At 73.4% G+C, this 26,238-nt stretch carries 21 protein-coding genes; 19 read left to right on the top strand and 2 right to left on the bottom strand.

The features are described 5' to 3' along the window. The first annotated feature begins 268 nt into the window (after positions 1 to 268). From ACFU9E_RS31150 to ftsY, 3 genes are all read left to right on the top strand, one after another. Positions 269 to 472, top strand: a complete 204-nt coding sequence (locus ACFU9E_RS31150) for a hypothetical protein (RefSeq protein WP_270143783.1) — start codon at positions 269 to 271, stop codon at positions 470 to 472. A gap of 191 nt (positions 473 to 663) precedes the next feature. Then, positions 664 to 4,233, top strand: a complete 3,570-nt coding sequence (smc, locus tag ACFU9E_RS31145) for a chromosome segregation protein SMC (protein WP_380682750.1) — start codon at positions 664 to 666, stop codon at positions 4,231 to 4,233. A gap of 99 nt (positions 4,234 to 4,332) precedes the next feature. Further along, the gene (gene ftsY / locus ACFU9E_RS31140) at positions 4,333 to 5,550 is read left to right on the top strand and encodes a signal recognition particle-docking protein FtsY (RefSeq protein ID WP_380682751.1); all 1,218 of its coding nucleotides are present in this window, start codon (positions 4,333 to 4,335) and stop codon (positions 5,548 to 5,550) included. Between the two features lie 155 nt (positions 5,551 to 5,705). On the opposite strand, the gene ACFU9E_RS31135 is transcribed toward ftsY, so the two are convergent. Continuing rightward, positions 5,706 to 6,386 (bottom strand): bifunctional DNA primase/polymerase, encoded by a 681-nt coding sequence (locus ACFU9E_RS31135; RefSeq protein ID WP_380682752.1) that lies wholly within the window; start codon positions 6,384 to 6,386, stop codon positions 5,706 to 5,708. A 578-nt stretch (positions 6,387 to 6,964) separates the two neighbouring features. Here ACFU9E_RS31135 and ACFU9E_RS31130 point away from each other — a divergent pair. From ACFU9E_RS31130 to ftsH, 7 genes are all read left to right on the top strand, one after another. Then, the gene (locus tag ACFU9E_RS31130; RefSeq protein WP_380682753.1) at positions 6,965 to 8,419 is read left to right on the top strand and encodes a hypothetical protein; all 1,455 of its coding nucleotides are present in this window, start codon (positions 6,965 to 6,967) and stop codon (positions 8,417 to 8,419) included. A 221-nt stretch (positions 8,420 to 8,640) separates the two neighbouring features. Then, entirely contained in the window at positions 8,641 to 10,032 is a 1,392-nt protein-coding gene (locus tag ACFU9E_RS31125) for an ammonium transporter (protein ID WP_380682754.1), read from the top strand. Then, the gene (locus ACFU9E_RS31120; protein WP_355369639.1) at positions 10,029 to 10,367 is read left to right on the top strand and encodes a P-II family nitrogen regulator; all 339 of its coding nucleotides are present in this window, start codon (positions 10,029 to 10,031) and stop codon (positions 10,365 to 10,367) included. The genes ACFU9E_RS31125 and ACFU9E_RS31120 overlap by 4 nt, the downstream gene beginning before the upstream one ends. A 12-nt stretch (positions 10,368 to 10,379) precedes the next feature. Then, positions 10,380 to 12,935, top strand: coding sequence for a [protein-PII] uridylyltransferase (locus tag ACFU9E_RS31115; protein ID WP_380715528.1), 2,556 nt, complete (start codon positions 10,380 to 10,382; stop codon positions 12,933 to 12,935). A gap of 156 nt (positions 12,936 to 13,091) precedes the next feature. Next, the gene (gene ffh / locus ACFU9E_RS31110) at positions 13,092 to 14,657 is read left to right on the top strand and encodes a signal recognition particle protein (RefSeq protein WP_380715533.1); all 1,566 of its coding nucleotides are present in this window, start codon (positions 13,092 to 13,094) and stop codon (positions 14,655 to 14,657) included. A gap of 127 nt (positions 14,658 to 14,784) precedes the next feature. Then, on the top strand, positions 14,785 to 15,324 hold the full coding sequence (locus ACFU9E_RS31105) for a GNAT family N-acetyltransferase (RefSeq protein WP_380681996.1): 540 nt from the start codon (positions 14,785 to 14,787) through the stop codon (positions 15,322 to 15,324). A gap of 67 nt (positions 15,325 to 15,391) precedes the next feature. After that, the gene (ftsH, locus tag ACFU9E_RS31100; RefSeq protein WP_380681997.1) at positions 15,392 to 17,311 is read left to right on the top strand and encodes an ATP-dependent zinc metalloprotease FtsH; all 1,920 of its coding nucleotides are present in this window, start codon (positions 15,392 to 15,394) and stop codon (positions 17,309 to 17,311) included. 200 nt (positions 17,312 to 17,511) lie between these two features. Here ftsH and ACFU9E_RS31095 read toward each other — a convergent pair whose 3' ends face one another. Next, entirely contained in the window at positions 17,512 to 18,348 is an 837-nt protein-coding gene (locus tag ACFU9E_RS31095; protein ID WP_380681998.1) for an SAM-dependent methyltransferase, read from the bottom strand. Between the two features lie 198 nt (positions 18,349 to 18,546). Between ACFU9E_RS31095 and proS the strand changes: the two genes are divergently transcribed. From proS to lepB (ACFU9E_RS31050), 9 genes are all read left to right on the top strand, one after another. Further along, positions 18,547 to 19,959: a proline--tRNA ligase gene (gene proS / locus ACFU9E_RS31090; protein WP_380681999.1), complete on the top strand. Its 1,413-nt coding sequence runs from the start codon at positions 18,547 to 18,549 to the stop codon at positions 19,957 to 19,959. A 448-nt stretch (positions 19,960 to 20,407) separates the two neighbouring features. Continuing rightward, positions 20,408 to 20,986: a hypothetical protein gene (locus tag ACFU9E_RS31085; protein WP_030306744.1), complete on the top strand. Its 579-nt coding sequence runs from the start codon at positions 20,408 to 20,410 to the stop codon at positions 20,984 to 20,986. A gap of 382 nt (positions 20,987 to 21,368) precedes the next feature. Next, complete coding sequence (gene rpsP / locus ACFU9E_RS31080) at positions 21,369 to 21,797, top strand: 30S ribosomal protein S16 (protein WP_344337896.1); 429 nt, start codon at positions 21,369 to 21,371, stop codon at positions 21,795 to 21,797. 2 nt (positions 21,798 to 21,799) lie between these two features. Continuing rightward, on the top strand, positions 21,800 to 22,039 hold the full coding sequence (locus ACFU9E_RS31075) for an RNA-binding protein (protein ID WP_030056773.1): 240 nt from the start codon (positions 21,800 to 21,802) through the stop codon (positions 22,037 to 22,039). 173 nt (positions 22,040 to 22,212) lie between these two features. Next, a complete protein-coding gene (gene rimM / locus ACFU9E_RS31070) occupies positions 22,213 to 22,833 on the top strand; it encodes a ribosome maturation factor RimM (RefSeq protein ID WP_380682000.1) in 621 nt (206 codons plus the stop codon). Positions 22,834 to 22,907: 74 nt separating this feature from the next. Beyond that, on the top strand, positions 22,908 to 23,726 hold the full coding sequence (gene trmD, locus ACFU9E_RS31065; RefSeq protein WP_380682010.1) for a tRNA (guanosine(37)-N1)-methyltransferase TrmD: 819 nt from the start codon (positions 22,908 to 22,910) through the stop codon (positions 23,724 to 23,726). Between the two features lie 153 nt (positions 23,727 to 23,879). After that, the gene (gene rplS / locus ACFU9E_RS31060) at positions 23,880 to 24,230 is read left to right on the top strand and encodes a 50S ribosomal protein L19 (RefSeq protein ID WP_063347674.1); all 351 of its coding nucleotides are present in this window, start codon (positions 23,880 to 23,882) and stop codon (positions 24,228 to 24,230) included. 77 nt (positions 24,231 to 24,307) lie between these two features. Beyond that, on the top strand, positions 24,308 to 25,210 hold the full coding sequence (lepB, locus tag ACFU9E_RS31055) for a signal peptidase I (RefSeq protein ID WP_380715526.1): 903 nt from the start codon (positions 24,308 to 24,310) through the stop codon (positions 25,208 to 25,210). A 94-nt stretch (positions 25,211 to 25,304) separates the two neighbouring features. Next, positions 25,305 to 26,204, top strand: a complete 900-nt coding sequence (gene lepB, locus ACFU9E_RS31050) for a signal peptidase I (protein WP_380682002.1) — start codon at positions 25,305 to 25,307, stop codon at positions 26,202 to 26,204. Positions 26,205 to 26,238: the final 34 nt, after the last annotated feature.

The raw sequence follows: 26,238 nt of genomic DNA, 5'->3' as shown, positions 1-26,238 counted from the left end.
CAGCCAGCGTGACGACACCGCCAGGCAGGTGACAGGGGCGCGGTAGCGTGCGGTGATCGTGTTGACCCGTACCGTCTTTGGTGAGACGCTGGAAGCCCGCGCACACGACCGCGTCATTCCGGTAGGCACACGCCCCTGTGAGCCCAGCTCACGGTGGTTGTGCCGTAGTGCCCAGCCAGCACTGCCGGTGCGCGCCGCGCGTGCGTCCCCCTTCCCCCTAGACCTGTACCGTTCCGGTTCGGTCACTCAGCGTGGAGGACCATTCATCATGGCAAAGGCGCTTCTCGGGTACGTCGGCGGCCCCGACCCGCGAATGCTCTCCGAGATGCGACGGCTGCAGCAGCGCGTCCAGGATCTCGAAGCCGAGCTCCTTCGGATGCAGGCTGAGAACGACGCTCTCACCGCTGTCGCCGGCGAGCACTCGCTGCTCAACAGCATCGACCTGGATCAGCGGGAGCCGGCTCTCACCTGAGTCCCGCCCGATCTCCCTCGATCGACGCCGCTGTGCACTGAGCCGCCCCGAAAGGGACGCAGCTTGCAAGGGACGCCCCGTGTGGCGTCCCTTCGTCGTGTCCGGGGCCGTGTCCGGGAGCCTGCCGCCGCACCGCCGGGGGATACAGTCGCCGCTGGAGCCCCTGGCGAGCGAGGTGAGGAGACCGGCGCGTGCACCTGAAGAGTCTGACGCTGCGCGGGTTCAAGTCCTTCGCCTCCGCGACCACCCTCCGCTTCGAGCCCGGCATCACCTGCGTGGTCGGGCCCAACGGCTCCGGCAAGTCCAACGTCGTCGACGCGCTCTCCTGGGTGATGGGCGAGCAGGGCGCCAAGTCGCTGCGCGGCGGCAAGATGGAGGACGTCATCTTCGCCGGGACCAGCGGGCGCGCCCCGCTCGGCCGCGCCGAGGTCAGCCTCACCATCGACAACACCGACGGCGCCCTGCCGATCGAGTACTCCGAGGTGACCATCACCCGGACGATGTTCCGCAACGGCGGCAGCGAGTACGCGCTCAACGGCGACACCTGCCGCCTGCTCGACATCCAGGAACTGCTCTCCGACTCCGGCATCGGCCGCGAGATGCACGTCATCGTCGGCCAGGGACAGCTCGACTCCGTCCTGCACGCCGATCCGATGGGCCGGCGTGCCTTCATCGAGGAGGCGGCCGGTGTCCTCAAGCACCGCAAGCGCAAGGAGAAGGCGCTGCGCAAGCTGGACGCGATGCAGGTGAACCTCAACCGCGTCCAGGATCTGGTGGCCGAACTGCGCCGCCAGCTCGGCCCGCTCGGCCGGCAGGCCCGGATCGCCCGGCGCGCCGCCGGCATCCAGGCCGACCTGCGCGACGCCCGGCTGCGACTGCTCGCCGACGACCTGCTCGCGCTGCGCACCGCCGTCGAGGCGGAGATCGCCGACGAACTGGCCCTGCGGCTGCGCCGCTCCACCGTCGAGCAGGAACTCGGCCACGCGATCCGGCGCGAGGCCGTGCTGGAGGCGCAGGTCCAGCAGCTCGGCCCGGGCCTGGAGGCCGCCCGGCAGACCTGGTACCGGCTCTCCGCGCTGGCCGAGCGCACCCGCGGCACCATCGGGCTGGCCGAGGCCGCGGCCCGGCACGCCGCCGCCGGCGGCGGGCAGGCCGAGGAGCGGCGCGGCCGGGACCCGGAGGAGCTGGAGCGCGAGGCCGGACGGGTCCGGGAGGAGGAGACGGCGCTGGCCGCGGCCCTGGAGCAGGCCGAGGAGGCGCTCGACGAGGCCGTCGAGGGCCGGGCCGGGCTGGAACGCGCCCTCGCCGTCGAGGAGCGTCGGCTCAAGGACGCCGCCCGGGCCATCGCCGACCGCCGCGAGGGACTGGCCCGGCTCCAGGGGCAGGCCGCCGCCGCCCGCTCCAAGGCCGCCGCCGCCGAGGCCGAGATCGGCCGGCTCGCCGAGGCCCGCGACGAGGCGCTGCAACGCGCCGGGGCCGCCCGGCAGGAGTACGAGGAGCTGCGGGTCCGGGTCGAGGCCGACACCGAGGACGGCGAACGCGCCGACACCGCGCACGACGGCGCCCGGGAACGGCTCGCCGCCGTCGAGCAGGAGCTCGCCGCCGCGCGCGAGGCCGCCGGCACCGCCGAGCGCGAACGGGCCGCGCTGACCGCCCGGCACGAGGCGCTGGCGCTCGGCCTGCGCCGAAAGGACGGCAGCGGCGCACTGCTCGCCGCCGGGGACCGGACGACCGGGCTGCTCGGACCGGCCGCCGCGCTGCTGCGGACCGCCCCCGGCCACGAGACCGCCGTCGCCGCCGCCCTCGGCGCCGCCGCCGACGCGGTGGCCGTCGACTCGCCCCACACCGCCGCCGAGGCGCTGCGGCTGCTGCGCAAGGAGGACGCCGGCCGGGCCGCCCTGCTGATCGCCGGAGCCCCCGAACCGGCCGACCCGGCGGAGGAGTTGCCGCCCGGTGCCCGCTGGGCCGCCGACCTCGTCGACGGCCCGGCCGAACTGCGGCACGCCGTCGTCCGGCTGCTGGCCGGCGTTGTGGTGGTGGACACCCTCGACCAGGCGCTGCGGCTGGTCGCCGCGCACCCCGCGCTGAGCGCCGTCACCGCCGAGGGCGACCGGCTCGGCGCCGGCTTCGCGCACGGTGGCTCCGGCGCCGCCCCCAGCCTGCTGGAGACCCAGGCCGCGGTGGACGAGGCCGTCCGGGCGATCGGCGAACTCGACGTCCACTGCGCCGAGTCGGCCGGGCGACTGGCCGAACTCACCGAACGGCGCCGGGAGTCCGCCGCCGAACTGGAGCAACTCGCCGTCCGGCGCCGGCAGCTGGAACGCGAGCGGGCCGAGGTGGCGGGCACCCTGGGCCGGCTCGGCGGACAGTCCCGGGCCGCCGCCGGCGAGGCCGAACGGCTGACCGCCGCGGCCGGCCGTGCCGAGGAGGGCCTGGCCCAACTGCTCGCCACCGCCGAGGAACTGGCCGAGCGGCTGACGGTCGCCGAGGAGACCGCCGCCGACGGCGAGGACGAGCCGGACGCCGCCGAACAGCAGCGGCTGGCCGCGGCCGCCACCGTCGCCCGGCAGGCCGAACTGGAGGCCCGGCTCGCCGTGCGCACCCACGAGGAGCGGGTCCGCGCCCTGGCCGGCCGGGCCGATCAGCTGGACCGGGCCGCCCGCGCCGAGCGCGAGGCGCGCGCCCGGGCCGCCGAACGCCGCCGGCGCGCCGAGCGGGACGCCGCCGTGGCCGGCGCCGTCGCCGGGGGCGCCCGGCAGCTGCTCGCCTGCCTGGAGGTGTCGCTGGCCCGCGCGGACGCCGAACGGGCCGCCGTCGAACAGGCCCGGGCGGTGCGCGAGGCGGAACTGAAGGAGCACCGCGGGCATGGGCGCGAGCTCAAGGAGGAGCTGGACAAGCTGGTCGACGCCGGCCACCGTGACGAGGTGCTGCGGGCGGAGAAGCGGCTGCGGATCGAACAGCTGGAGGGCCGGGCGCTGGAGGAGTTCGGCATCGAGGGCTCCGAACTGCTGGCCTCCTACGGGCCGGACCAGCTCGTCCCGCCGTCCACGCCGGAGGAGGGGCGGGAGCCGGACGAGCCGTACCCCTACGTCCGCGCGGAGCAGGAGAAGCGGCTGCGCTCGGCCGAGCGGGCGTACCAGCAGCTGGGCAAGGTCAACCCGCTGGCGCTGGAGGAGTTCGCCGCCCTGGAGGAGCGGCACACCTTCCTCGGCGAGCAGCTGGACGACCTCAAGCGCAGCCGGCGCGACCTGCTCGACATCGTCAAGGACGTCGACCAGCGGGTCGAGCAGCTGTTCACCGCCGCCTACCACGACACCGCCGCGCAGTTCGAGGGCGTGTTCTCCCGGCTGTTCCCGGGCGGAGAGGGGCGGCTGGTGCTCACCGATCCGGAGTCCATGCTGACCACCGGCGTCGAGGTGGAGGCCCGCCCGCCCGGCAAGAAGGTCAAGCGGCTGTCGCTGCTCTCCGGCGGCGAGCGCTCGCTGACCGCGGTGGCGCTGCTGGTCTCGATCTTCAAGGCCCGGCCCAGCCCGTTCTACGTCATGGACGAGGTGGAGGCCGCGCTGGACGAGACCAACCTGCGGCGGCTGATCGCGATCATGGAGGAGCTGCGGGAGAGCTCCCAGCTGATCGTGATCACCCACCAGAAACTGACCATGGAGTCCGCCGACGCCCTGTACGGGGTGACCATGAAGGGCGACGGCATCTCGCAGGTGATCAGTCAGCGGCTGAGGGAGGACCAGAAGGAGCGGCGGCCCTGACCCGCCGGTGATCCACTTCCGGCCCCCGTCCGGTCGGCGGGTGATCCACCCGGCCGCCTGCGGTTCGCCGGGACCGGTGTCGCGGATACTTGGAGAGTTATGGAATACGTGATTCTTGCCGTAGTCATCGCGGTGGTCGCCGTCGGCGCGATCGCCGGACTCGTCGTTTCCGGCAGACGACGCCAGCAGCTGCCCCCGAAGTCGCAGGCGCCGGTCATCACGGCGCCCCCGACCCCGCGCGAGCCCGCCGTCGGCGAGGAGGCCGCGCCGCCGACCGAGGAACCGCGCCGCACCGTCGAGGAGGTCCAGCTCCCCGAGGCCGAGGCCGAGGCCCGTGCCGAGGTCGAAGCCGCCCCCGAGGCGGCCGAGGAAGCCCCGGCCATCGAGGTTCCCGAGCCCACCGCCGGCCGACTGGTCCGGCTGCGCTCGCGGCTCTCCCGTTCGCAGAACTCGCTCGGCAAGGGCCTGCTCTCGCTGCTCTCCCGCGAGCACCTCGACGAGGACACCTGGGAGGAGATCGAGGAGACCCTGCTGACCGCCGACGTGGGCGTGGCCCCCACCCAGGAGCTGGTCGAGCGGCTGCGCACCCGGGTCAAGGTGCTCGGCACCCGCACCCCCGAGGACCTGCGCGGCCTGCTGCGCGAGGAGCTCGTCGAGCTGATCGGCAAGGACGCAGACCGCACCGTGCGCTCCACCAAGCACGACGAGGGCCCCGCGGTCGTCCTGGTCGTCGGCGTCAACGGCGTCGGCAAGACCACCACCACCGGCAAGCTGGCCCGGGTGCTGGTCGCCGACGGCCGCACGGTGGTGCTCGGCGCGGCCGACACCTTCCGTGCCGCCGCCGCCGACCAGCTGCAGACCTGGGGCGAGCGGGTCGGCGCGCGCACCGTGCGCGGGCCGGAGGGCGGCGACCCGGCGTCGATCGCCTTCGACGCCGTCAAGGAGGGCATCGCCGAGGGCGCGGACACCGTCCTGGTGGACACCGCCGGGCGTCTGCACACCAAGACCGGCCTGATGGACGAGCTGGGCAAGGTCAAGCGGGTCGTGGAGAAGCACGGCCCGGTGGACGAGGTGCTGCTGGTGCTGGACGCCACCACCGGTCAGAACGGGCTGATCCAGGCCCGGGTCTTCGCCGAGGTGGTCGACATCACCGGCATCGTGCTGACCAAGCTGGACGGCACCGCCAAGGGCGGCATCGTGGTCGCCGTCCAGCGCGAGCTGGGCGTGCCGGTCAAGCTGATCGGGCTCGGCGAGGGTGCCGACGACCTGGCGCCGTTCGAGCCGGGCGCGTTCGTGGACGCGCTGATCGGGGACTGAGCACCGTCCGGTGCCACCGGTGAAGGGTCCGCTCCCGCGAGGGGCGGGCCCTTCGGCGTTCTCCCGGACGATCGGAGCGGCACCGGAGCGGCACCGGAGTGGCATCGGAGCGGCATCGGAGCAGCGGAGGGTCGGACGATCGGGTGGTCGGACGATCAGGCGATCCAGGCGGGTTCGCGGGTGCGCTCGCGGCCGCGGTGGCAGGCGTAGGCGAGGGTGCCGAGCAGCAGACGGGCCTCGGGCGGGCAGCCGGCGTTGTCGCGCGTGGGGCGGCGCAGCCAGCGGACCGGGCCGAGGCCGGCGAGCACGGTGGGCGGCGCGGCGACGAAGCTGCCCTCGCCGTGGCAGGTGAGGTCGAGCGCGGCGTCGTCCCAGCCCATCCGGTAGAGCAGGTCCGGCAGCCGGCGGGCGGTGCCGGGCGCGACCAGGAACTGCAGCCGTCCGGTGGGCGAGGCGAGTACCGGGCCGATCTGGGTGCCCATCCGCTCCAGCCGGACCAGTGCCTGCAGGCCGGCCGGCTCGGGGACGTCGAGGACGTCGAAGGCGCGGCCGGTCGGGAACAGCACCGAGACGTCGGTGCCGGGGCGGACGGCCGGTCCGGCGCCGGGGACGGGGTGCAGGCCGGGGGCGGCGCAGCGCTGCCGGCCGCAGTGGCAGCGCTCCGGGCTGCCGGCCGGGCCCGCCGCGCGGACCGGCTCGCCGACGAGGACGGCCCAGCCCCACCGGCCGGTGTACTCCGCGGCCGCCTGCCGCGCGGTGGCGCGGGTGCGACGGCGCGCGCCCAGCGGCGCCAGCCGCAGGTGCCCCAGGCGAAGTTCGCCGAACAGCTTGTCCATGCCTCCCCCAACAGGTTCTTGTTGCCTATGGTTACGGGACGGTGACTGTGTGTTGCTTTTCCTGTGCGTGGTGCGTGGTGCGGTGGCGGCGTGCGGCGCGCGGTGTGCGCCAGTTGCCCTGGTGCGCCCCGTGCGCCGCCTTGTGGTCGGCGGTGCCGATGCCGGATCGTCTGTGCGCGGGAGGGTCGTCGGTCGGTGCGGGTGCGAAGTCCGCCTGTGGCGGCGGCGGTTCGCCTGAAAAGCCGGGTGCTGTCGGGGACTTGGCGGCCTGCATATGCCGGGCCGTCGGGACTTCCTAGTGAACCGTCTGCTGACACGGTTCGGTTCACTCCTGGGGGTGGCGAAAGGTGGCGTTTCGCCAGGGCCGCTCCCCGGGGCGGTGCGCGGGGCGTTACGTTCAGCACACGGACCTCGTCGGGGTGTCCGCTTCCGGCCATGGCGGGCCGGGAGTTGGGGAACTGACGGTCCGTCTGCGGTGCGAGCGCCGCAGTCCGGTACGACACGTCTGGCAAGAGCCCGCAACCGTCGGGCGGTCACGATCGGGGCCCCGGGGGCCCGGGCGGGATGGGGACGGACCCATGGCAGAGAAGCAACCCAACGAGAAGCTGACCACGTGGTTCGCCCGCAGCGGCTGGTCCAAGGGAGAGTTGGCCCGCCAGGTCAACCGTCGGGCCCGGCAGATCGGGGCCCACCACGTCTCCACGGACACCTCGCGGGTGCGGCGCTGGCTCGACGGCGAACAGCCGCGCGAGCCCATTCCGAAGATCATGTCCGAGCTGTTCTCCGAGCGGTTCGGCTCGGTGGTCTCCATCGAGGACCTCGGCCTGCGCGCCGCCGTGCCGGTCTCCACCGTCGGCGGCGGCGTCGACCTGCCGTGGAGCGCGCCGCAGACCGTCCAGCTGATCAGCGACTACTCGCGCAGCGACCTCATGCTCAACCGGCGCGGCTTCCTGGGCACCTCGCTCGCCCTGACCGCCGGTGCCGCGCTGATCGAGCCGATGCAGCGCTGGCTGGCGCCCGGTCCGACCGGCGCGCCCACCCCGATCCTGACCGCGGCCAACGGCGGAGAGCCGTTCACCGGCCGGCTCTCCGAGCCCGAGCTGGAACTGCTGGAGCAGACCACCGTCATGTTCCGGCAGTGGGACGCGCAGAACGGCGGCGGGCTGCGCCGCAAGGCCGTGGTCGGCCAGCTCCACGAGGTCACCGACCTGCTCCAGGAGACCTACCCGGAGCAGACCACCAAGCGGCTGTTCCGGCTCACCGCGGAGCTGGCCCACCTGGCGGGCTGGATGTCCTACGACGTCGGCATGCACCCCAGCGCGCAGAAGTACTACGTGCTGGCGCTGCACGCCGCCAAGGAGGCCGGCGACCGCCCGTTCGGCGCGCTGATCCTCACCGACATGAGCCGGCAGATGATCCACCTCAACCGCGGCGAGGACGCGCTGGAGCTGATCCACCTCGCCCAGTACGGCAGCCGGGACACCGCCACCCCGCGCCAGCAGTCCCTGCTGTACGCGATGGAGGCGCGCGCGTACGCCACGATCGGCGAGGTGAACCGGTGCGCCCGGGCGATCCGGTTGGCCGAGGACACCTTCACCGACATCCGCGAGGGCGACGGCGACCCGGACTGGCTGAAGTTCTTCTCGCCGGCCGAGCTGAACGCGGAGAACGCGCACTCCTTCCGCGACCTCGCCTACCACTCGGACAACTCCGAGCTGTACGCCTCGATGTCGGCGCCGGTGATGGAGCGCGCGGTCGACCTGTTCCGGCAGGACGGCGACCACGTCCGCTCCTATGCCTTCAACCTGGTCGGCATGGCCAGCGTGCACCTCCTGCAGAACGAGCCGGAGGAGGCGGCGGTCTTCGCCGAGCAGGCGGTGGACATCGCCACCAAGGTCCGCTCCGAGCGGCTCAACTCGCGGGTCCGCAAGACCACCGAGGCCGCCGCCTCCCGGTACAAGGGCGTGGACGCGGTCAGCCGGCTCAAGGAGCGGGTGGTCCAGGACATCCCCGAGTACGTCTCGGTGGTCTGAGCCGCCACCGCGACACCCTCACCGACCGTGCCGGCCGCCGACGGCACGGTCGGTGCTGCGTTCACGTGGGTGTAACCCCGCGGTCGCCCTCGTCACGGTGGTGAAACACCCGGTCGCATCGGCTGAAACCGGCCTTCGGCACGCTCCTGGACAACGCCGACGCCCCGGGTGCACGGGACAGGACCCGGGTGCGGATCGGCTTCCAGTGAGGAGGAGAGCCGATGCCGGACGGTTTCAGTGCGGGCGACACCGCCTTCGTACTCGTCAGCGCCGCCCTGGTCATGGTGATGACCCCGGGGCTGGCCTTCTTCTACGGGGGGATGGTCCGGGCCAAGAGCACGCTGAACATGCTGGCGATGAGCTTCCTGTCGCTGGGCATCGTCAGCGTGCTGTGGGTCCTCTACGGCTACTCGCTCAGCTTCGGACCCGACGCGGGCGCCGGCCTGATCGGCAACCTGGACTTCCTGGGGATGCACGGCGTCGGGCTCGCCGACCTCACCGGGACGATCCCGGTGACCGCCTTCTCCGCCTTCCAGCTGATGTTCGCGGTCATCACCCCGGCGCTGATCAGCGGGGCGGTCGCGGACCGCGCGAGATTCACGGCCTGGGGCCTGTTCGTGGCGCTCTGGGTGACCGTGGTCTACTTCCCGGTCGCCCACTGGGTGTTCTTCTTCGACGGCGGCCACGGCGGCTGGCTCGGCGACCGCAACGGCGTGATCGACTTCGCCGGCGGGACGGCCGTCCACATCAACGCCGGGGTCGCGGGCCTGGCGCTGTGCCTGGTGCTCGGCAAGCGGATCGGCTTCCGCAAGGACCCGATGCGCCCGCACTCGCTGCCGCTGGTGATGCTGGGCTCCGGGCTGCTCTGGTTCGGCTGGTTCGGCTTCAACGCCGGCTCGGCGCTGGCCGCCAACGGCGTCGCGGCGACGGCCCTGCTCAACACCCAGGTCGCCGCCGGCGCCGCGCTGGTCGGCTGGCTGGTCTACGAGCGGCTGCGGCACGGCGCCTGCACCACGCTGGGCGCCGCCTCCGGCGCGGTGGCCGGGCTGGTCGCCGTCACCCCGGCCTGCGGCTCGGTCTCCCCGCTCGGCGCGGTGGTGATCGGTCTGGTCGCCGGCGCCGTCTGCGCGGCCGCGATCGGCCTCAAGTACCGATGGGGTTTCGACGACTCGCTCGACGTGGTCGGTGTGCACGCCGTCGGCGGGGCGATCGGCTCGCTGCTGGTCGGCCTGTTCGCCACCGGGACGGTCGGCCAGAGCGCCAGGGGACTGTTCTACGGCGGCGGGTTCGGGCAGCTGGGCAAGCAGGCGATGGGCGTGGCGGTGGTCGCCGTCTACTCCTTCGTGCTCTCCTGGCTGCTGGCCAAGGCGGTCGACCGGGTGATCGGCTTCCGGGTCGCCGAGGAGGTCGAGCTGGCCGGCATCGACCAGGCCGAGCACGCCGAGTCCGCCTACGACTTCAGCGCGCTGGGCTCGGCCCTCGGCCGGACGGCCGCCCCGGCGGCGGCGCTGGTCGCCGCGGCCTCCGCACCCGCAACCGCAACCGCGCCGTCACCCGCACCCGCGCCGACGTCGGCGCACGGCACCGAGAAGACCGAGGTGGACGCCCGATGAAGCTCATCACCGCCGTCATCAAGCCCTACCGCCTGGACGAGGTGAAGGCCGCCCTGCAGGCCTTCGGCGTGCACGGCCTGACCGTCTCCGAGGCCAGCGGCTACGGCCGGCAGCGCGGCCACACCGAGGTCTACCGGGGCGCGGAGTACACCGTGGACCTGGTACCCAAGGTCAGGGTCGAGGTGCTGGTCGAGGACGAGGACGCCGAACCGCTGATCGAGGTCCTGGTCAACGCGGCCCGGACCGGCAAGATCGGCGACGGCAAGGTGTGGGCGATCCCGGTCGACACCGCCGTCCGGGTCCGCACCGGCGAGCGCGGCCCCGACGCCCTCTGAGGGTCCGACCGGATGGCCACCGCCCCCGACGCCCCCGGGCCCGGTTCCACCGGTTTCACCGGCCCCGCCGGTTCCGGTGCTTCCGACGGCCCGTCCGGGCCCGCCGCCGCGCGGGCCCGGCTGCTCGCCGCTCCCGGCCCCGGCGGCCGGGAGCGGCGCACCGCGCTGTCCGCGCTCACCGACGACTGGCTGGCCGCCCTGTTCGCCGAGGCCGGCACGCCCGCCCGGACCGCCCTGGTCGCGGTCGGCGGCTACGGGCGCGGCGAACTGTCCCCGCGCAGCGACCTCGACGTCCTGCTGCTGCACGAGGGCCGGCTGGACCGCGCCCTGCCCGAGCGCCTCTGGTACCCGGTGTGGGACTCCGGCGTCCCGCTCGACCACGCGGTCCGCACCCCGGCCGAGGCCCGGGCGGTGGCCGGCGCCGACCTGAAGGCGCAGCTCGGCCTGCTGGACGCCCGGCACGTGGCCGGCGACCCGGCGCTCACCGCCGCGCTGCGCTCCACCGTCCTCGCCGACTGGCGGGCGGCCGCCCCTCGGCGGCTGCCCGAGCTGCGTGAGCTGGGCCGGGAGCGGGCCGAGCGGCACGGCGAGCTGTCCTTCCTGCTGGAGCCCGATCTGAAGGAGGCCCGCGGCGGCCTGCGGGACGTCGTCGCGCTCCGTGCGATCGCCGCGAGCTGGCTGGCCGACGCGCCCCGGGACGGGCTGGAGGCCGCCGCGCTCCGGCTGGCGGACGTCCGCGACGCCCTGCACCTGGTGACCGGCCGGGCCACCGAGCGGCTCGCCCTGCAGGACCAGGACCGGATCGCCGAGCGGCTGGGCGTGCCGGACGCGGACGCCCTGCTGCGCCTGGTCTACGAGGCGGCGCGGACCGTCGGGTACGCCTCCGACGTCGCCTGGCGGTCGGTGGAGCGGGTGCTCGCCGCCCGCTCGGGCCGGGGCCGCCGTCCGCAACGGCGCTTCCCGTTCACCGGCCCGGCCGCCGGTGCGTTCGGTGGGTCCGGAGGGGGCGCGACGGCCCGGGGCGCGGTGGAGCGCCGGCCGCTCGCCGAGGGCGTGGTCGAGCAGGACGGCGAGGCGGTGCTCGCCCGCGGCGCCCGCCCGGCCGCGGACCCGGTGCTGCCGCTGCGCGCCGCGGCCGCCGCCGCGCAGGCCGGCCTGCCCCTCTCCCATGCGACGGTGCGACGGCTGGCGGCGGAGTGCCGTCCGCTGCCCGTGCCCTGGCCGGCCGAGGCGCGCGAGCAGCTGGTCACCCTGCTGGGTGCGGGGGAGGCCTGCCTGCCGGTCTGGGAGGCGCTGGAGGCGCAGGGGCTGGTCACCCGGCTGCTGCCGGACTGGGCGCGGGTGCGCTGCCGGCCGCAGCGCAACGCGGTGCACCGCTGGACGGTGGACCGGCACCTGGTGGAGACCGCGGTGCGGGCCGCCGCGATGACCCGCCGGGTGGCCCGGCCGGACCTGCTGCTGGTCGCCGCGCTGCTGCACGACCTCGGCAAGGGCGGACCGGGCGACCACAGCGAGGCGGGCGAGGTGCTCGTCCGCGCCCTGGCCGCCCGGATGGGCTTCGACCCGGAGTCGGTGGAGACCCTGGCGGTGCTGGTCCGCCACCACCTGACCCTGGTGGACACCGCGACCCGGCGGGACCCGGACGATCCGGCGACCGTGGAGGCGGTCACCAAGGCGGTCGGCTCGGTGACGCGGCTGGAGCTGCTGCGGGCGCTGACCGAGGCGGACGCGCTGGCCACCGGCCCGGCCGCGTGGAGCGCCTGGCGGGCCGCGCTGGTGGACGGCCTGACCGCCCGGGCCGCCGCCCGGCTGACCGGGGAGCACGGCGGGCGGCCGGGCCCCGTCGAGGCCGAGCCGACCGCCGAACAGGAGCGGCTGGCGGTGGAGGCGGCCCGCACCGGCGGGCCGGCGCTGTCGCTGTCGGCCTCGTCGCTCTCGGCCGCGTCGATGCGGGCCGCGTCGCTCGCCGGCGCGTCTTCGGGCATCGACGGCGACGGCACCGGGCCGATGGGCGTGCGGCTGCTGCTGGCCGTCCCGGACCGGCCGGGCCTGCTGGGCACCGTCGCCGGGGTGCTGGCCCTGCACCGGCTGGCGGTCCGCTCGGCGGGGCTGCGCGAGCTGGACCCGATCGGCGCCGGGCCGGTCCTGCTGCTCTCCTGGACGGTGACCGCGCAGTTCGGGGAGCTGCCCGAGGCGGCCAGGCTCCGGGCGGACCTGCGCCGGGCGCTGGACGGCTCGCTGGACGTCGCCCGCCGGCTGGCCGAGCGGGACGCGGCGGCCCCGCGCCGACGCGGCGTCCCCGTTCCGCCGCCGGTGGTCGCGGTGGCGCCGTCGGCGGCCTCGGCGAGCGCGACGGTGCTGGAAGTGCGCGCGCACGACGCCCCGGGGCTGCTGCACCGGATCGGCCGGGCGCTGGACGGCGCCGGGGTGCGGGTGCGGACCGCGCACGTCTCGACGCTCGGCGCGGAGGCCGTGGACGCCTTCTACCTGACCGATGCGGCGGGCCGTCCGCTCGATGCCCGGCGGGCCGGGGAGGTGGCGGCGGCGGTCCGGGCGGCGCTGGGCTGAGGCCCGGCGGAGGCCTGCCCCGGGACCCGGCGGAGGCCCGGCCGAGGCCCGGCGAAGGTTCGGTCGAACCCGGGTGGAGACCGTCCCCGGGGCGGCCGGATACCCTTGGGAGCGACGACCGTACTCAGACCGATGCCGCAGAGGACCCGCGACGACGTGTTCGACACCCTTTCCGATCGCCTCGCAGCGACGTTCAAGAACCTTCGGGGCAAGGGCCGCCTGAGCGAGGCGGACATCGACGCCACCGCCCGCGAGATCCGCATCGCGCTGCTGGAGGCGGACGTCGCGCTGCCGGTCGTCCGGGCCTTCATCAAGCAGGTCAAGGAGCGCGCGCTCGGCGTCGAGGTCTCCGGCGCGCTGAACCCGGCGCAGCAGATCATCAAGATCGTCAACGAGGAGCTCATCGCCATCCTCGGTGGCGAGACCCGCCGGGTGCGGTTCGCCAAGAACGGCCCGACGGTGATCATGCTCGCCGGTCTGCAGGGTGCGGGTAAGACCACCCTCGCCGGCAAGCTCGGCCACTGGCTGAAGACGCAGAAGCACACCCCGCTGCTGGTCGCCTGCGACCTCCAGCGCCCCAACGCCGTCAACCAGCTGCAGGTCGTCGCCGACCGCGCCGGTGTGGCGTTCTACGGCCCCCAGCCGGGCAACGGCGTCGGCGACCCGGTCCAGGTGGCCCGGGACTCGATCGAGTACGCCAAGCAGAAGCAGCACGACGTCGTCATCGTCGACACCGCCGGCCGCCTCGGCATCGACGCCGAGCTGATGCAGCAGGCCGCCGACATCCGGGCCGCCGTCAACCCGGACGAGGTCCTGTTCGTCGTCGACGCGATGATCGGCCAGGACGCGGTCACCACCGCGCAGGCCTTCCTCGAGGGCGTCGACTTCACCGGTGTGGTGCTCTCCAAGCTCGACGGCGACGCCCGCGGCGGTGCCGCGCTGTCGGTCGCGCACGTCACCGGCCGGCAGATCATGTTCGCCTCCAACGGTGAGAAGGTCGACGACTTCGACGCCTTCCACCCGGACCGGATGGCCTCGCGCATCCTGGGCATGGGTGACGTCCTCTCGCTGATCGAGAAGGCCGAGCAGACCTTCTCGCAGGCCGAGGCCGAGAAGATCGCCGCCAAGCTGCGCGGCGGCCCGAAGCAGTTCACGCTGGACGACTTCCTGTCCCAGCTGGAGCAGGTCCAGAAGATGGGCTCGATCTCCAAGCTGCTGGGCATGCTGCCGGGGATGGGCCAGATCCGCGAGCAGATCAACAACATCGACGACAAGGACGTCAACCGGGTCGGCGCGATCATCAAGTCGATGACCCCGATCGAGCGCGCCGAGCCGGAGCTGATCAACGGCTCCCGCCGGGCCCGCATCGCCAAGGGCTCGGGCGTCCAGGTCGGCGAGGTGAAGAACCTGGTCGAGCGGTTCTTCGAGGCCCGCAAGATGATGTCGGCGATGGCCTCCGGCAAGGGCGTCCCCGGCATGCCGGGCATCCCGGGCATGGGCGGCGGCGGCAAGAAGTCCGCCAAGAAGGCCCCGGTCGCCAAGGGCAAGCGCAAGAGCGGCAACCCGCTGAAGCGGGCGCAGGAGGAGGCCGCGGCCGCCGAGCGCCGCGCGCTCGGTGCCGGCGGCGGCCAGGCGCCCGCCGAGGGCGGCGCGTTCGGCCTCGGCGCGGGCAAGGGCCCGGCCGACTTCGAGCTGCCGAAGGAGTTCAAGGACCTGCTGTAGGTCCTCCCTCCTCGGATCCCTCCGGGGCCCGCGGGCTCCCGGGACGTGCGATGAACGGCCCGCCGACCGGTTGCGACCGGACGGCGGGCCGTTCGCATGCCCGATGGTCGTCCGAGATGATGGTCCGATGCGAGTGACGATCAGGGCCCCGCGGGCCGGGGACGAGGTGGCGTACGCCGAGGCGGTCCGACGGTCCGCCGAGCACATCGGCCGGTGGAACCCGGTGGAGCCGGACGCCCTGCCGGACCTGATGGAGCGCCAGGGGCCGGGCCTGCGGACCTTCCTGGTGGTGGACCGGGAGACGGACGGGCTGGTCGGCAAGGTCAACGTGGCCAACATCGTGATGGGCCGGTTCTGCAACGGCGCGCTCGGCTACGACTCGTTCCTGCCGTTCGCCGGCACCGGGCGGATGACCGAGGGCATGCGGCTGGTGCTGGACCGCTGCTTCGCCGCGCAGTCGGAGGGCGGGCTCGGCCTGCACCGGCTGGAGATCAACGTCCAGCCGGACAACGACCGCTCGATCGCGCTGGCCAAGCGGCTGGGCTTCCGGCACGAGGGGTTCACCCCGCGGATGCTGTTCCTCCAGGGGGCGTGGCGGGACCACGAGCGGTTCGCGCTGACCGCCGAGGAGTGGCCGGGGTCGGCCGACGCGCAGCGGCAGGGCTGACCGGGCGCGGGGCAGGGCGCGGCGTTGCGGTTGGAGGAGCCGAGCAGATGTCCGTATTGTCCGATGAGTGACTGATCCCGTGCCACCGCGCCAGACCCCCGACCAGCCGTGGCGATCCGAGGGTGCCCCGCCCCCGCCGCCCCCGCGGCGCAGGATGCCCGGCGGCTGGCTGGGCCTCGTCCTCACCGCCCTCGTGGTGTTCCTGATCAGCGACGTGCTGCTGTCCTTCTTCGGCCCCGGCGGCGCCACCACGATCTCCTACACCGAGTTCAACAACCAGCTGAACAAGGGCAACATCACCAAGATCTACTCCAAGGGCGACGCGATCGAGGGCACCCTCAAGAACGCCGAGCCGAAGCCGGACGGCGACAAGGGGACGTACACCGACTTCCGGACCCAGCGGCCGGTCTTCGCCGGGGACAACCTCTGGACCACCCTCCAGCAGCAGGGCGTCGAGGTCACCGCCGAGCCGGTCGTCCAGCAGCGCAGCTTCCTCGCCAACCTGCTCATCTCACTGGCCCCGATGCTGCTGCTGATCCTGATCTGGGTGCTGCTCGCCCGGCGGATGGCCGGCGGGCTCGGCGGCGGGGCGCTCGGCCGCAAGGCCCCGCCCAAGCCGGTCACCGCCGAGTCCGGCCGGCGCACCACCTTCGCCGACGTGGCCGGCATCGACGAGGTCGAGGCCGAGCTCACCGAGGTGGTCGACTTCCTGAAGAACCCGCAGCACTACCGCCGGCTCGGCGCCAAGATGCCGCGCGGCGTGCTGCTCAGCGGCCCGCCCGGCACCGGCAAGACGCTGCTGGCCCGGGCCGTCGCCGGCGAGGCGGACGTTCCGTTCTTCTCCGCGTCCGCCTCCGAGTTCATCGAGATGATCGTCGGCGTCGGCGCCAGCCGGGTGCGCGAACTGTTCGCCGAGGCCCGCAAGGTCGCCCCGGCGATCATCTTCATCGACGAGATCGACACCATCGGCCGCCAGCGCGGCAGCGGCGGCGGCATGGGCGGCCACGACGAGCGCGAGCAGACGCTCAACCAGATCCTCACCGAGATGGACGGCTTCACCGGCTCCGAGGGCGTCATCGTCATCGCCGCCACCAACCGGGCCGACGTGCTCGACCCGGCGCTGCTGCGCCCCGGCCGGTTCGACCGGCGGATCACCGTCAGCCCGCCGGACCGCGACGGCCGCGCGGCCATCCTGCGCATCCACTCCCGGGACGTCCCGCTGGCCGGCGACGCCGACCTGACCCGGCTCGCCAAGGTCACCCCCGGGATGACCGGCGCCGAACTGGCCAACCTGGTCAACGAGGCCGCCCTGCTCGCGGTCAAGCGCCGTCAGGACGCGGTCAACGACCGGGACCTCTCCGACGCGCTGGAGAAGGTCCAGCTCGGCGCCGTCCGTCCGCTGGTGATGCCGCAGGCCGAACGGGAGCGGACCGCGTACCACGAGAGCGGCCACGCCCTGCTCGGCATGCTCCAGCCGGGCGCCGACCCGGTCCGCAAGATCACCATCGTGCCGCGCGGCCGTGCCCTCGGTGTCACCCTCTCCACCCCGGAGGCCGACCGGTACTCCTATACCGAGCCCTACCTGCGCGGCCGGATCATCGGCGCGCTCGGCGGGATGGCCGCCGAGCAGGTGGTCTACGGGGTCGTCACCACCGGCGCGGAGAGCGACCTGGAGCAGGTCACCAACATCGCCCGCGGCATGGCCGGGCGGTGGGGGATGAGCGAGCGGGTCGGCCGGCTCACCGCCGTCCCGTCCGACCCGCAGGGCGCGTACGGGCTCTCCGCAGCACCGACCACGCTGGACGCGGTGGACGAGGAGGCCCGGCGGATCGTCGCGGAGTGTTACGAGGAGGCGGTGCGGCTGCTGACCGAGCAGCGGCCCCGGCTGGACGCGCTGGCGGCGGCGCTGCTGGAGGCGGAGACGCTGGACGAGGAGGAGGCCTACCGGGCGGCGGGGGTGCCCCGGAAGGCGCTCGACCAGGCCTGAGGGCCGGCGGGCTCGCGGTACGGGGTGGGGGTCCGTGAGGAGGGCCCGCGATGAGGGCCCGCGATGAGGGCCTGCGACGAAGGCCTGCGACGAAGGTCTGCGACGAGGGGCGCGTGCCGTGGTGGCGCGCGCCCCTCCGGCGTTCCGTGCTGCGGCCCGTACCGTTGTCCCCCGGGTCGGCCCCCGGGGTTCAGTGGGGTTCAGCGGGGCCGTTCGGCGATCAGGTAGCGGAAGACGTTCGTCATCCGCACCGTGCCGTCCGGCCGCAGGTACGGCTGCAGCGCCTCCTCCAGCTCCTTGGCGACCAGCGCCGGCCCGGAGAACTCCGACGCCGCGTCGTAGAGCCCGGTGGAGAGCAGCCCGCGCAGCGCGCTCTCCAGGTCCGCGTAGGCGAACGGGCAGCCGACCCGGCCGCCGCCGGCCGGGCGCAGACCGGTCCCGGCGAGCAGGTCCTCCAGCGCGCCGGGCGGGCTCAGCTCGAACGGGTCGGGCGCGCCGCTGCGCCGGGCCATCCGCCGGGCGACGTCCAGCACGGCCGCGCTCTCGCAGCGCTCCCGCGGTCCCCAGGCGGCCAGCACCACGTGCCCGCCGGGCAGGACCAGCCGGGCCGCCCCGGCCACCGTCCGGCGTGGTTCGGCGCCCGGCGGCGGCTGCTCGAAAACGGTCACCAGCGAATAGGCCGAGCGGGCGACGTCCGCCTCCGTTCGGCCGTCCGCCGCGGTCCGGCCGTCGGGCGCCGTCCGGGCGTCCGGGTCGACCCGCAGACGGCGCTTCCGGGCCAGCGCGCGCAGCTCGTCGTCGGCCTCCAGCCCGGCCACCTGTGCGCCCCGGCCGGCGGCCAGCAGCAGGGCGAGGCCGGAGCGGCAGCCCAGGCCCAGCAGGCTGGTCGCCGGACCGACCTCCAGGCGGTCGTGGACGGCCTCGTAGAGCGGCACCAGCATCCGCTCCTGGATCTCCGCCCAGTCCCGGGCCCGGGCGGCGGGCCGCCCTGCGCCGGGGGGTGCTGCGGTCGTGCCGGTCACCCGCGCTGAAGCCATCGCGGCCTCCCATCCGGTCCTTCGGTGTGCTGCTCGGACCCCCCTCGACGTCCCGCCCCCACTCCAGCGAACAGCGGCTCGGGCACGGCGTCCAGAGGGGTGCGGGGTGGTGCGCGCGGGTCGGGGGCGTGCGCCCCGGGCGTCCCGTTGCCCGGAACGGATTCGAAGTCGGAGGCCCGCTCCCCGTACGATTCGCCCATGGCTAAGGCACCCGTTCTCACCCCTCAGGCGGAAGACTTCCCGCGCTGGTACCAGGACCTCATCAACAAGGCCGAGCTGGCCGACAACGGTCCGGTGCGCGGCACCATGGTCATCCGACCGTACGGCTACGGCCTGTGGGAGCGGATGCAGCAGGAGATGGACGCCCGGATCAAGAAGGCCGGCGCCCAGAACGCCTACTTCCCGATGTTCATCCCGCAGTCGTACCTGACCAAGGAGGCGGAGCACGTCGAGGGCTTCGCCCCCGAGCTCGCGGTGGTCACGCACGGTGGTGGCAAGCAGCTGGACGAGCCGGTCGTCGTCCGGCCGACCTCCGAGACGATCATCAACGAGTACTTCTCGAAGTGGGTGCAGAGCCACCGCGACCTGCCCCTGCTGATCAACCAGTGGGCCAACGTGGTCCGCTGGGAGCTGCGCCCGCGCGTCTTCCTGCGCACCACCGAGTTCCTCTGGCAGGAGGGCCACACCGCCCACGCCACGTACGAGGACGCCCGTGAGTACGCGTCGATGATCCACACCCAGGTCTACGGCGACTTCATGACCAACGTGCTCGGCATCGACGTCGTGCTCGGCCGCAAGACCGCCAAGGAGCGCTTCGCCGGCGCCATCAACACCCTCACCCTCGAAGGCATGATGGGTGACGGCAAGGCGCTGCAGATGGGCACCAGCCACGAGCTGGGCCAGAACTTCGCCAAGGCGTTCAACACCACCTACCAGCTGCAGGGCGCCGAGCGCGAGTACGTCTGGCAGACCTCGTGGGGCGTCTCGACCCGCATGGTCGGCGGCCTGATCATGTCGCACGGCGACGACAGCGGCCTGCGCGTCCCGCCGAGGCTGGCCGCCGTCCAGGCCGTCGTCCTGGCCATCAAGGGTGACGACGCGGTGATCGCCAAGGTCCGTGAGATCGGCGCCGCCCTGGAGGCCGTCGGCATCCGCGTGGTCGTCGACGACCGCACCGACACCCCGTTCGGCCGCCGGGCCGTCGACTGGGAGCTCAAGGGCGTGCCGCTGCGGATCGAGGTCGGCCCGCGCGACCTGGAGAACGGCACCGCGATGCTGGCCCGCCGGATCCCGGGCGGCAAGGAGCCGGTCTCGATCGACGCCCTGGCGGCGACCCTCCCGGGCATCCTGGAGGAGGACCAGGCCCTGCTGCTGCGCCAGTCGCGCGAGCGCCGTGAGTCCCGCACGGTCGACGTGAAGACCATCGACGAGGCCGTCGAGGCCGCCACCACCGGCTGGGGCCGGATCTCCTGGGCCGAGCTCGGCCCGGAGGGCGAGGCCAAGCTGGCCGAGCAGGGCGTCTCGGTGCGCTGCATCGTGGCCGCCGACGGCTCGGTGCCGCAGACGGACGACCAGGAGGGCAACGTCGCGCTCGTCGCGCGCGCCTACTGACCGTTCGGTCGCCTCTCGGGGCTGCGGACGACCACGAAGGATCTCACCGTAAAACAGCGTCAGGCGACCCGTTCCGAGGGTCGCCGACCTGCTCGGCGAGGAATTCGGATGCCCGGTGACCGGCCTTGTTGCGTGCATGTCTCACATGCCGACATCCCTACTGGTCGGTCAACTGCCGGTATTAACGGAATAGCGGTACGGTGTACGGCCCGTGGCCCTGTCAACTCGACAGGACACGGGCCGTACGTCCTGGGGGCGACAGCCCGCCCCCGGACGGAAATGACGAGCCGCCGCCGAGCCGGCGGCCCCAAACCTGCAGGGGGTTGGTCTTGCGTCAGATCCGGAACGCGCATTTCGCGCGTGGTCGCACATTCCTGAGAGTTTCCTGGGAATTCCAGGGGAAGCGGAACACGCGGAACATCGGCTCCTACTCCATCGTTGGTCTAGCGTGAGCACGACACAGCCCCTCGTTCTCGCGGCCGAACTGGCCGCCGCCTGGAGTGACATCCAGGCCTACCACCAGGACCTCCCCGACCTCGCCTCGCCCGAGGCGTTGATCGGCGAGTCCTCCTCGGCCTGTGGCACCCGGCTCGGTTTCGAGCGGCTCCTCCACGAGGCTGCCCATGGTCTGGCCGCGGCCCGGGACATCCGGGACACCTCGCGGGCCGGCCGCTACCACAACCGGCGCTTCCTGCTCCTGGCCTCCGAGCTGGGCCTGGCGCACCCGGTCGAGCCGCACGCCAGCAGCGGCTTCTCCCAGGTGACCATGCTCAAGGAGACCCGCGAGCGGTACGCCGAGACCATCGAGCGCCTGGACCGCGCCCTCGGCGCGCACCAGGAAGCGGTGGCCGGTGAGGGGGCCTCGCGCGCCTTCCGCGGTCCGGCGGCCCGGCACGGCTCCTCCGGGGGCGGCGTCCGGGTGAAGGCGGTCTGCGGGTGCGGGCGCAACGTCCGGGTCGTGCCGTCGGTGCTCGCGCAGGCGTCCATCGTCTGCGGTGCGTGCCAGCAGCCGTTCAAGATCGCGTAGTTCGCAGCACGTCGTTCGTAGTTGACAGCTCGGCTCGCGGTCCGTCGGGCGACCCGGGGAGCCTCACGGCTCGGGGAACCGAGGGCGCCAAGATCCACCGCAGGACCGCGATGGATCGCGATGGACCACGATGATCGAGCGATGATTCGCCAGTGAGGTGCACCGAGCAGGTGCGCGCGTTGGGCTGACCGGGAGCGGGGGCTCCCGGTCGACCTGTTTTCGGGGGTCGGCGCCCTGTGTGGCAGAATGGACCGCTGAGTACTCGGCAGCCGGGCAGGACCCCTCTCTCCTTCGGCTGGCGTGTCCCTTGAACGGCCCACCGCGCAACCCCACGCGAGGGCGGGGCCGCTCACCCACGTCAACACCAGGAGATTCCACTCCCGTGGCAGTCAAGATCAAGCTGAAGCGTCTCGGCAAGATTCGCTCCCCGCACTACCGCATCATCGTCGCCGACGCCCGCACCAAGCGTGACGGCCGTGCGATCGAGGAGATCGGCATCTACCAGCCGACCTACAACCCCTCGAAGATCGAGGTCGACGGCGACCGCGCCCAGTACTGGCTGTCCGTCGGCGCCCAGCCGACCGAGCCGGTGCTCGCCATCCTCAAGCTGACCGGCGACTGGCAGAAGTTCAAGGGCCTGCCGGCTCCGGAGCCGCTGAAGGTCGCCGAGCCGAAGGTCGAGGACTTCTCGCACCTGTTCGCCAAGGCCGTCGCCGGCTTCGAGGACGCCACCACCGGTGTCGCCATCACCCCGAAGGCCAAGAAGTCGGACAAGGCCGAGGCTGAGGCCGACGCCGCCGCCGAGGCCTGATCGTGATCGAGGACGCCCTCGACCACCTGGTGAAGGGCATCGTCGAGCACCCCGACGAGGTGCAGGTGCGCTCGCGCAACCTGCGTCGGGGCAACACCATCGAGGTGCGGGTGCACCCCGATGACCTCGGCAAGGTGATCGGCCGGGGTGGCCGCACGGCGCGCGCCCTGCGCACCGTGGTCGGCGCCCTCGGCGGTCGCAACGTCCGGGTCGACCTGGTCGACGTGGACAACATTCGCTGACCCGGCTGCTCGTTCAGCCGTCAGGGTTTCGAGGCCGGCCGGGACGCATGTCGTCCCGGCCGGCCTTCGCCGTTCTCGGCGGCTTCCCCGCGGCGGTTCCGCAGTACTCCTCAGCCCCAAGCACTCACGCAAGCAGCAGCACTCAGCAGCACTCATCCAGGAGAACGATCACCGTGCAGCTCGTCGTCGGCAAGATCGGCCGCGCCCACGGCATCAGGGGGGACGTCAGTGTCGAGGTCCGCACCGACGAGCCGGAGCTCCGGCTCGGCCCCGGTGCCGTCCTGCTCACCGACCCGGCCTCGGCCGGACCGCTGACCGTCGAGTCCGGCAAGGTGCACAGCGGGCGGCTGCTGCTGCGGTTCGCCGGCGTCAAGGACCGCAACGGCGCCGAGGCGCTGCGCGGCACGATCCTGATCGCCGAGGTCGACCCGGAGGAGCGTCCGGACGACCCGGAGGAGTACTACGACCACCAGCTGATCGGTCTGGACGTGGTCCTGCTCGACGGCACCCTGGTGGGCGAGCTCACCGAGGTGATCCACCTGCCGTACCAGGACCTGCTCACCGTGAAGAAGCCGGACGGGACGGAGGCGCTTGTGCCCTTCGTCAGCAGGATCGTGCCGACCATCGACCTGGAGAACCAGCGCGCGGTCATCGACCCGCCGCCCGGGCTGATCGACCCGGAGAGCGCCGAGGTCGCGCTCGGCGAGTCCGCGCCGGGCGCGGAGTCCGCAGAGTCCGCGGGGAAGTCGGCGGGCTCGGCTGATTCGGCTGATTCGGCGGAGGAGTCGCAGTGAGCTCCGAGGAGTCCGTGCAGGCCGTGGGCTCCCCGGAGCCTGCGGAGGCCTCGGCCCCGGTCGTGCGGCACGGGATGCGGATCGACGTCGTGTCGATCTTCCCCGAGTACCTGGAGCCGCTGAACATCTCGCTGGTCGGCAAGGCACGCGCCCGCGGTCAGCTCGACGTGCACGTCCACGACCTGCGCGACTGGACGTACGACGTGCACCGGACCGTCGACGACAGCCCGTACGGCGGCGGCCCGGGCATGGTGATGAAGCCCGAGCCGTGGGGCGAGGCCCTCGACGCGGTGCTCGCCCGGGGCCCCGAGGGGGAGCTGCCGACCCTGGTGGTGCCCACCCCCAGCGGCCGGCCGTTCACCCAGGAACTCGCGCAGGAGCTGGCGGGCCGGCCGTGGCTGGCGTTCACCCCGGCCCGGTACGAGGGCATCGACCGGCGGGTGATCGAGGAGGCGGCCACCCGGATGCCGGTGGTCGAGGCGTCGATCGGCGACTACGTGCTGGCCGGCGGCGAGGTCGCGGTGCTGGTCATGGTCGAGGCGATCGCCCGGCTGCTGCCCGGCGTGCTCGGCAACGCCGAGTCCCACCGCGACGACTCCTTCGCGCCCGGCGCGATGGCCGACCTGCTGGAGGGCCCGGTCTACACCAAGCCCGCCGAGTGGCGCGGCCGTACGGTGCCGGACATCCTGCTGAGCGGGAACCACGGCAAGATCGCCCGCTGGCGTCGCGAGCAGGCCTTCGCCCGTACCCTGGCCAACCGGCCGGACCTGGTGGCGCGGTGGCGGCACGCCGACTTCGACAAGAAGGACCGCGCGGCGCTCGACGTGCTCGGCCTCGCCTGGGACGAGGGGCTCGGCCGATTTCGGTCTGCGGCCGGTGGTGTGGAAGAATAGGCCGCTGCTGTCTGTCGCTGGGCTCCTCCTGTAGGGGTCACGTGGTTCGGCGCCCCCGCCACGGGGGGATCGCCGGTAGCCGGTGCGGCCCGCAGCGAACCCCATTGTGACGACTTCCGTGGGCGGCCCGTGGCGCCTGCGATGGAGAGCAACATGAGCAACAAGCTCGCTGCTGTCGACGCGGCCTCGCTGCGTAGCGACATCCCGGCGTTCCGCGCCGGTGACACCCTGAAGGTGCACGTCCGGGTCATCGAGGGCAACCGCTCCCGTGTCCAGGTCTTCCAGGGCGTCGTCATCCGCCGCCACGGCGCCGGCGTCGGTGAGACCTTCACCGTTCGCAAGGTCAGCTTCAACGTCGGTGTCGAGCGCACCTTCCCGGTGCACACCCCGGTCGTCGAGAAGATCGAGGTCGTGACCCGCGGTGCGGTTCGCCGCGCCAAGCTGTACTACCTGCGTGACCTCCGCGGCAAGGCCGCGAAGATCAAGGAGAAGCGCGACCGCTGATCCACCGGCCCCCGGCGCTGCCGGGGGATCGGATCGCTCTGGGGGGCCGGGCTGCCGCACGGTAAGCTCAGCCCCCGATGAGCACGCACGAACCACCCGCGGACCGCGACGGCAGTCCCGCACCCATCGGTGCGGACTCGCCGGCGCGGTCCGCGGTCGTTTCCGTGGCCCCCGCCGAGGAGAGCGGCGCCGACTCGGGGGAGAGCGCCTCCGAGAAGAGCGATTCCGAGGGGAACGGTTCCGGGGAGAACGGTTCCGAGGAAGGCGCTTCCGAGGAGAGTGACGGCGCGGAGACCGCGCGCGGGCGCTCGGGCGTGCGTGACCTGCTGCTGCTCGCCGGCATCTGCCTGCTCGTGCTGCTGTTGGTGAACGCCTTCGTGGCGCGGCCGTTCTCGGTGCCCTCCGGGTCGATGGAGAACACCCTGCGACCGGGCGACCGCCTGATCGTGAACCAGCTGTCCTACGCCTTCGGCGGCCGCCCGCAGCGCGGTGACGTGGTGGTGTTCGACGGTACGGGCTCCTTTCTGCGCAAGCCGCTGGAACGCGACGGCGTCTGGACCTCGCTGCGCTCCTTCGGCCGTGATGTCGGGCTGGTCCCGGCCGGTGACTCGGTCTACGTGAAGCGGGTCATCGGCGTCGGTGGCGACCGCGTGACCAGCGCGGGACCGGGCCGCCCGCTCACCGTCAACGGTGTGCCGGTCGACGAGTCCGGCTACCTGTACCCCGGGGACGAGCCGTCCGCCGTGGCCTTCGACGTGGTGGTGCCGTCCGGCAAGCTCTTCGTGCTGGGCGACCACCGCAGCGCCTCCCGGGACTCCCGCGATCACCTCGGTGACCCCGGCGGCGGGTTCGTCCCCGAGTCCAGGGTGATCGGCCGGGCGGCCTGGGTGGTCTACCCGGTCGGGCACTGGGACTCGGTCGACCGGCCGGCGGCCTTTGCCGCGACAGGGGGGACCGGTGGCCATGGGGACCAGAGGTAGGGGACGGCTCGCCGACCGCCCGGCCGCCGGAACCGACCCCGGGTCCCCGACCGGCCCCGCGTCCGGCCCCGAAACGGGTGCTGTCACCGATGGCGTGACCGGGTTGGAGGAGGACGCGGCCCCTGCCGCCCCCACTGCCGTCCCGGTGGTGCGCGGGCGCGCCGAGCGCCGTCGCACCGCCCGCCGGGCGGCCCGCCGCCGCCGACGCTCCCGTCTGCGCGAGATCCCGTTGGTCGTCGTGGTGGCCTTGGTCGTGGCGCTGGTGATGAAGACCTTCCTGGTGCAGGTCTTCGTGATCCCCTCCGGTTCGATGGAGCAGACCATCCAGGTCGGGGACCGGGTGCTGGTGGACAAGTTCACCCCCTGGTTCGGCGCCGAGCCGGAGCGCGGCGAGGTGGTGGTGTTCAGGGATCCGGGCGGCTGGCTGGAGAACGAGCACGGGTCGTCGAAGGACGGGCCGGTCCTGCGTGCGGCCAAGCAGGTGCTGACCTTCGTCGGACTGCTGCCGTCCGACAGCGAGCAGGACCTCATCAAGCGGGTGATCGGGGTCGGCGGGGACACCGTCGAGTGCTGTGACGAGCAGGGCAGGATCAGCCTCAACGGCAGGCCGTTGGACGAGCCCTACCTCGCTCCGGGCAACCCGCCCTCCCGGCAGCCGTTCAAGGTGAAGGTGCCGCAGGGCAGGCTCTGGGTGATGGGCGACCACCGGGACGTGTCCGCCGACTCCCGTTTCCACATGGGCAATCCGGGGCAGGGCACCGTTCCGGTGAGCGGCGTGGTGGGGCGGGCGTTCATGATCGCCTGGCCGGTGGGCCGGGTTCATCAACTTGAGGTGCCGGTTTCACTCTCCTCGGTGGCGCGGGTTCCGGCCGACGGCACGACCGCAACGGACTCGATGGGCGGCGGGCCGGTTCCCGAGGAACCTCCGCTCGTTATGGGTGTGTTGGGCATCCTTCCGCTCATCGGCCGCCGGATGGGGCGGCCCCGGGCGTAGGTCCGGACAGGCCGGTCGTGATCGGACCGGGCGT

Origin of the sequence: Kitasatospora sp. NPDC057595, assembly GCF_042800875.1 — a bacterium.
Taxonomy (GTDB): Bacteria; Actinomycetota; Actinomycetes; order Streptomycetales; family Streptomycetaceae; genus Kitasatospora.
The sequence above is the reverse complement of the archived record's forward strand: the minus strand, read 5'-3'. Positions and strand labels throughout refer to the sequence as shown.

What these genes read in the sequence shown, in the direction of transcription:
- ACFU9E_RS31150 (WP_270143783.1), top strand. Translation starts at nt 269, where the DNA reads ATGGCAAAGGCGCTTCTCGGGTACGTCGGCGGCCCCGACCCGCGAATG.
- ftsY (WP_380682751.1), top strand. Translation starts at nt 4,333, where the DNA reads ATGGAATACGTGATTCTTGCCGTAGTCATCGCGGTGGTCGCCGTCGGC.
- ACFU9E_RS31135 (WP_380682752.1), bottom strand. Translation starts at nt 6,386, where the DNA reads ATGGACAAGCTGTTCGGCGAACTTCGCCTGGGGCACCTGCGGCTGGCG.
- ACFU9E_RS31130 (WP_380682753.1), top strand. Translation starts at nt 6,965, where the DNA reads ATGGCAGAGAAGCAACCCAACGAGAAGCTGACCACGTGGTTCGCCCGC.
- ACFU9E_RS31125 (WP_380682754.1), top strand. Translation starts at nt 8,641, where the DNA reads ATGCCGGACGGTTTCAGTGCGGGCGACACCGCCTTCGTACTCGTCAGC.
- ACFU9E_RS31120 (WP_355369639.1), top strand. Translation starts at nt 10,029, where the DNA reads ATGAAGCTCATCACCGCCGTCATCAAGCCCTACCGCCTGGACGAGGTG.
- ACFU9E_RS31115 (WP_380715528.1), top strand. Translation starts at nt 10,380, where the DNA reads ATGGCCACCGCCCCCGACGCCCCCGGGCCCGGTTCCACCGGTTTCACC.
- ACFU9E_RS31105 (WP_380681996.1), top strand. Translation starts at nt 14,785, where the DNA reads ATGCGAGTGACGATCAGGGCCCCGCGGGCCGGGGACGAGGTGGCGTAC.
- ACFU9E_RS31095 (WP_380681998.1), bottom strand. Translation starts at nt 18,348, where the DNA reads ATGGCTTCAGCGCGGGTGACCGGCACGACCGCAGCACCCCCCGGCGCA.
- proS (WP_380681999.1), top strand. Translation starts at nt 18,547, where the DNA reads ATGGCTAAGGCACCCGTTCTCACCCCTCAGGCGGAAGACTTCCCGCGC.
- trmD (WP_380682010.1), top strand. Translation starts at nt 22,908, where the DNA reads ATGCGGATCGACGTCGTGTCGATCTTCCCCGAGTACCTGGAGCCGCTG.
- rplS (WP_063347674.1), top strand. Translation starts at nt 23,880, where the DNA reads ATGAGCAACAAGCTCGCTGCTGTCGACGCGGCCTCGCTGCGTAGCGAC.
- lepB (WP_380715526.1), top strand. Translation starts at nt 24,308, where the DNA reads ATGAGCACGCACGAACCACCCGCGGACCGCGACGGCAGTCCCGCACCC.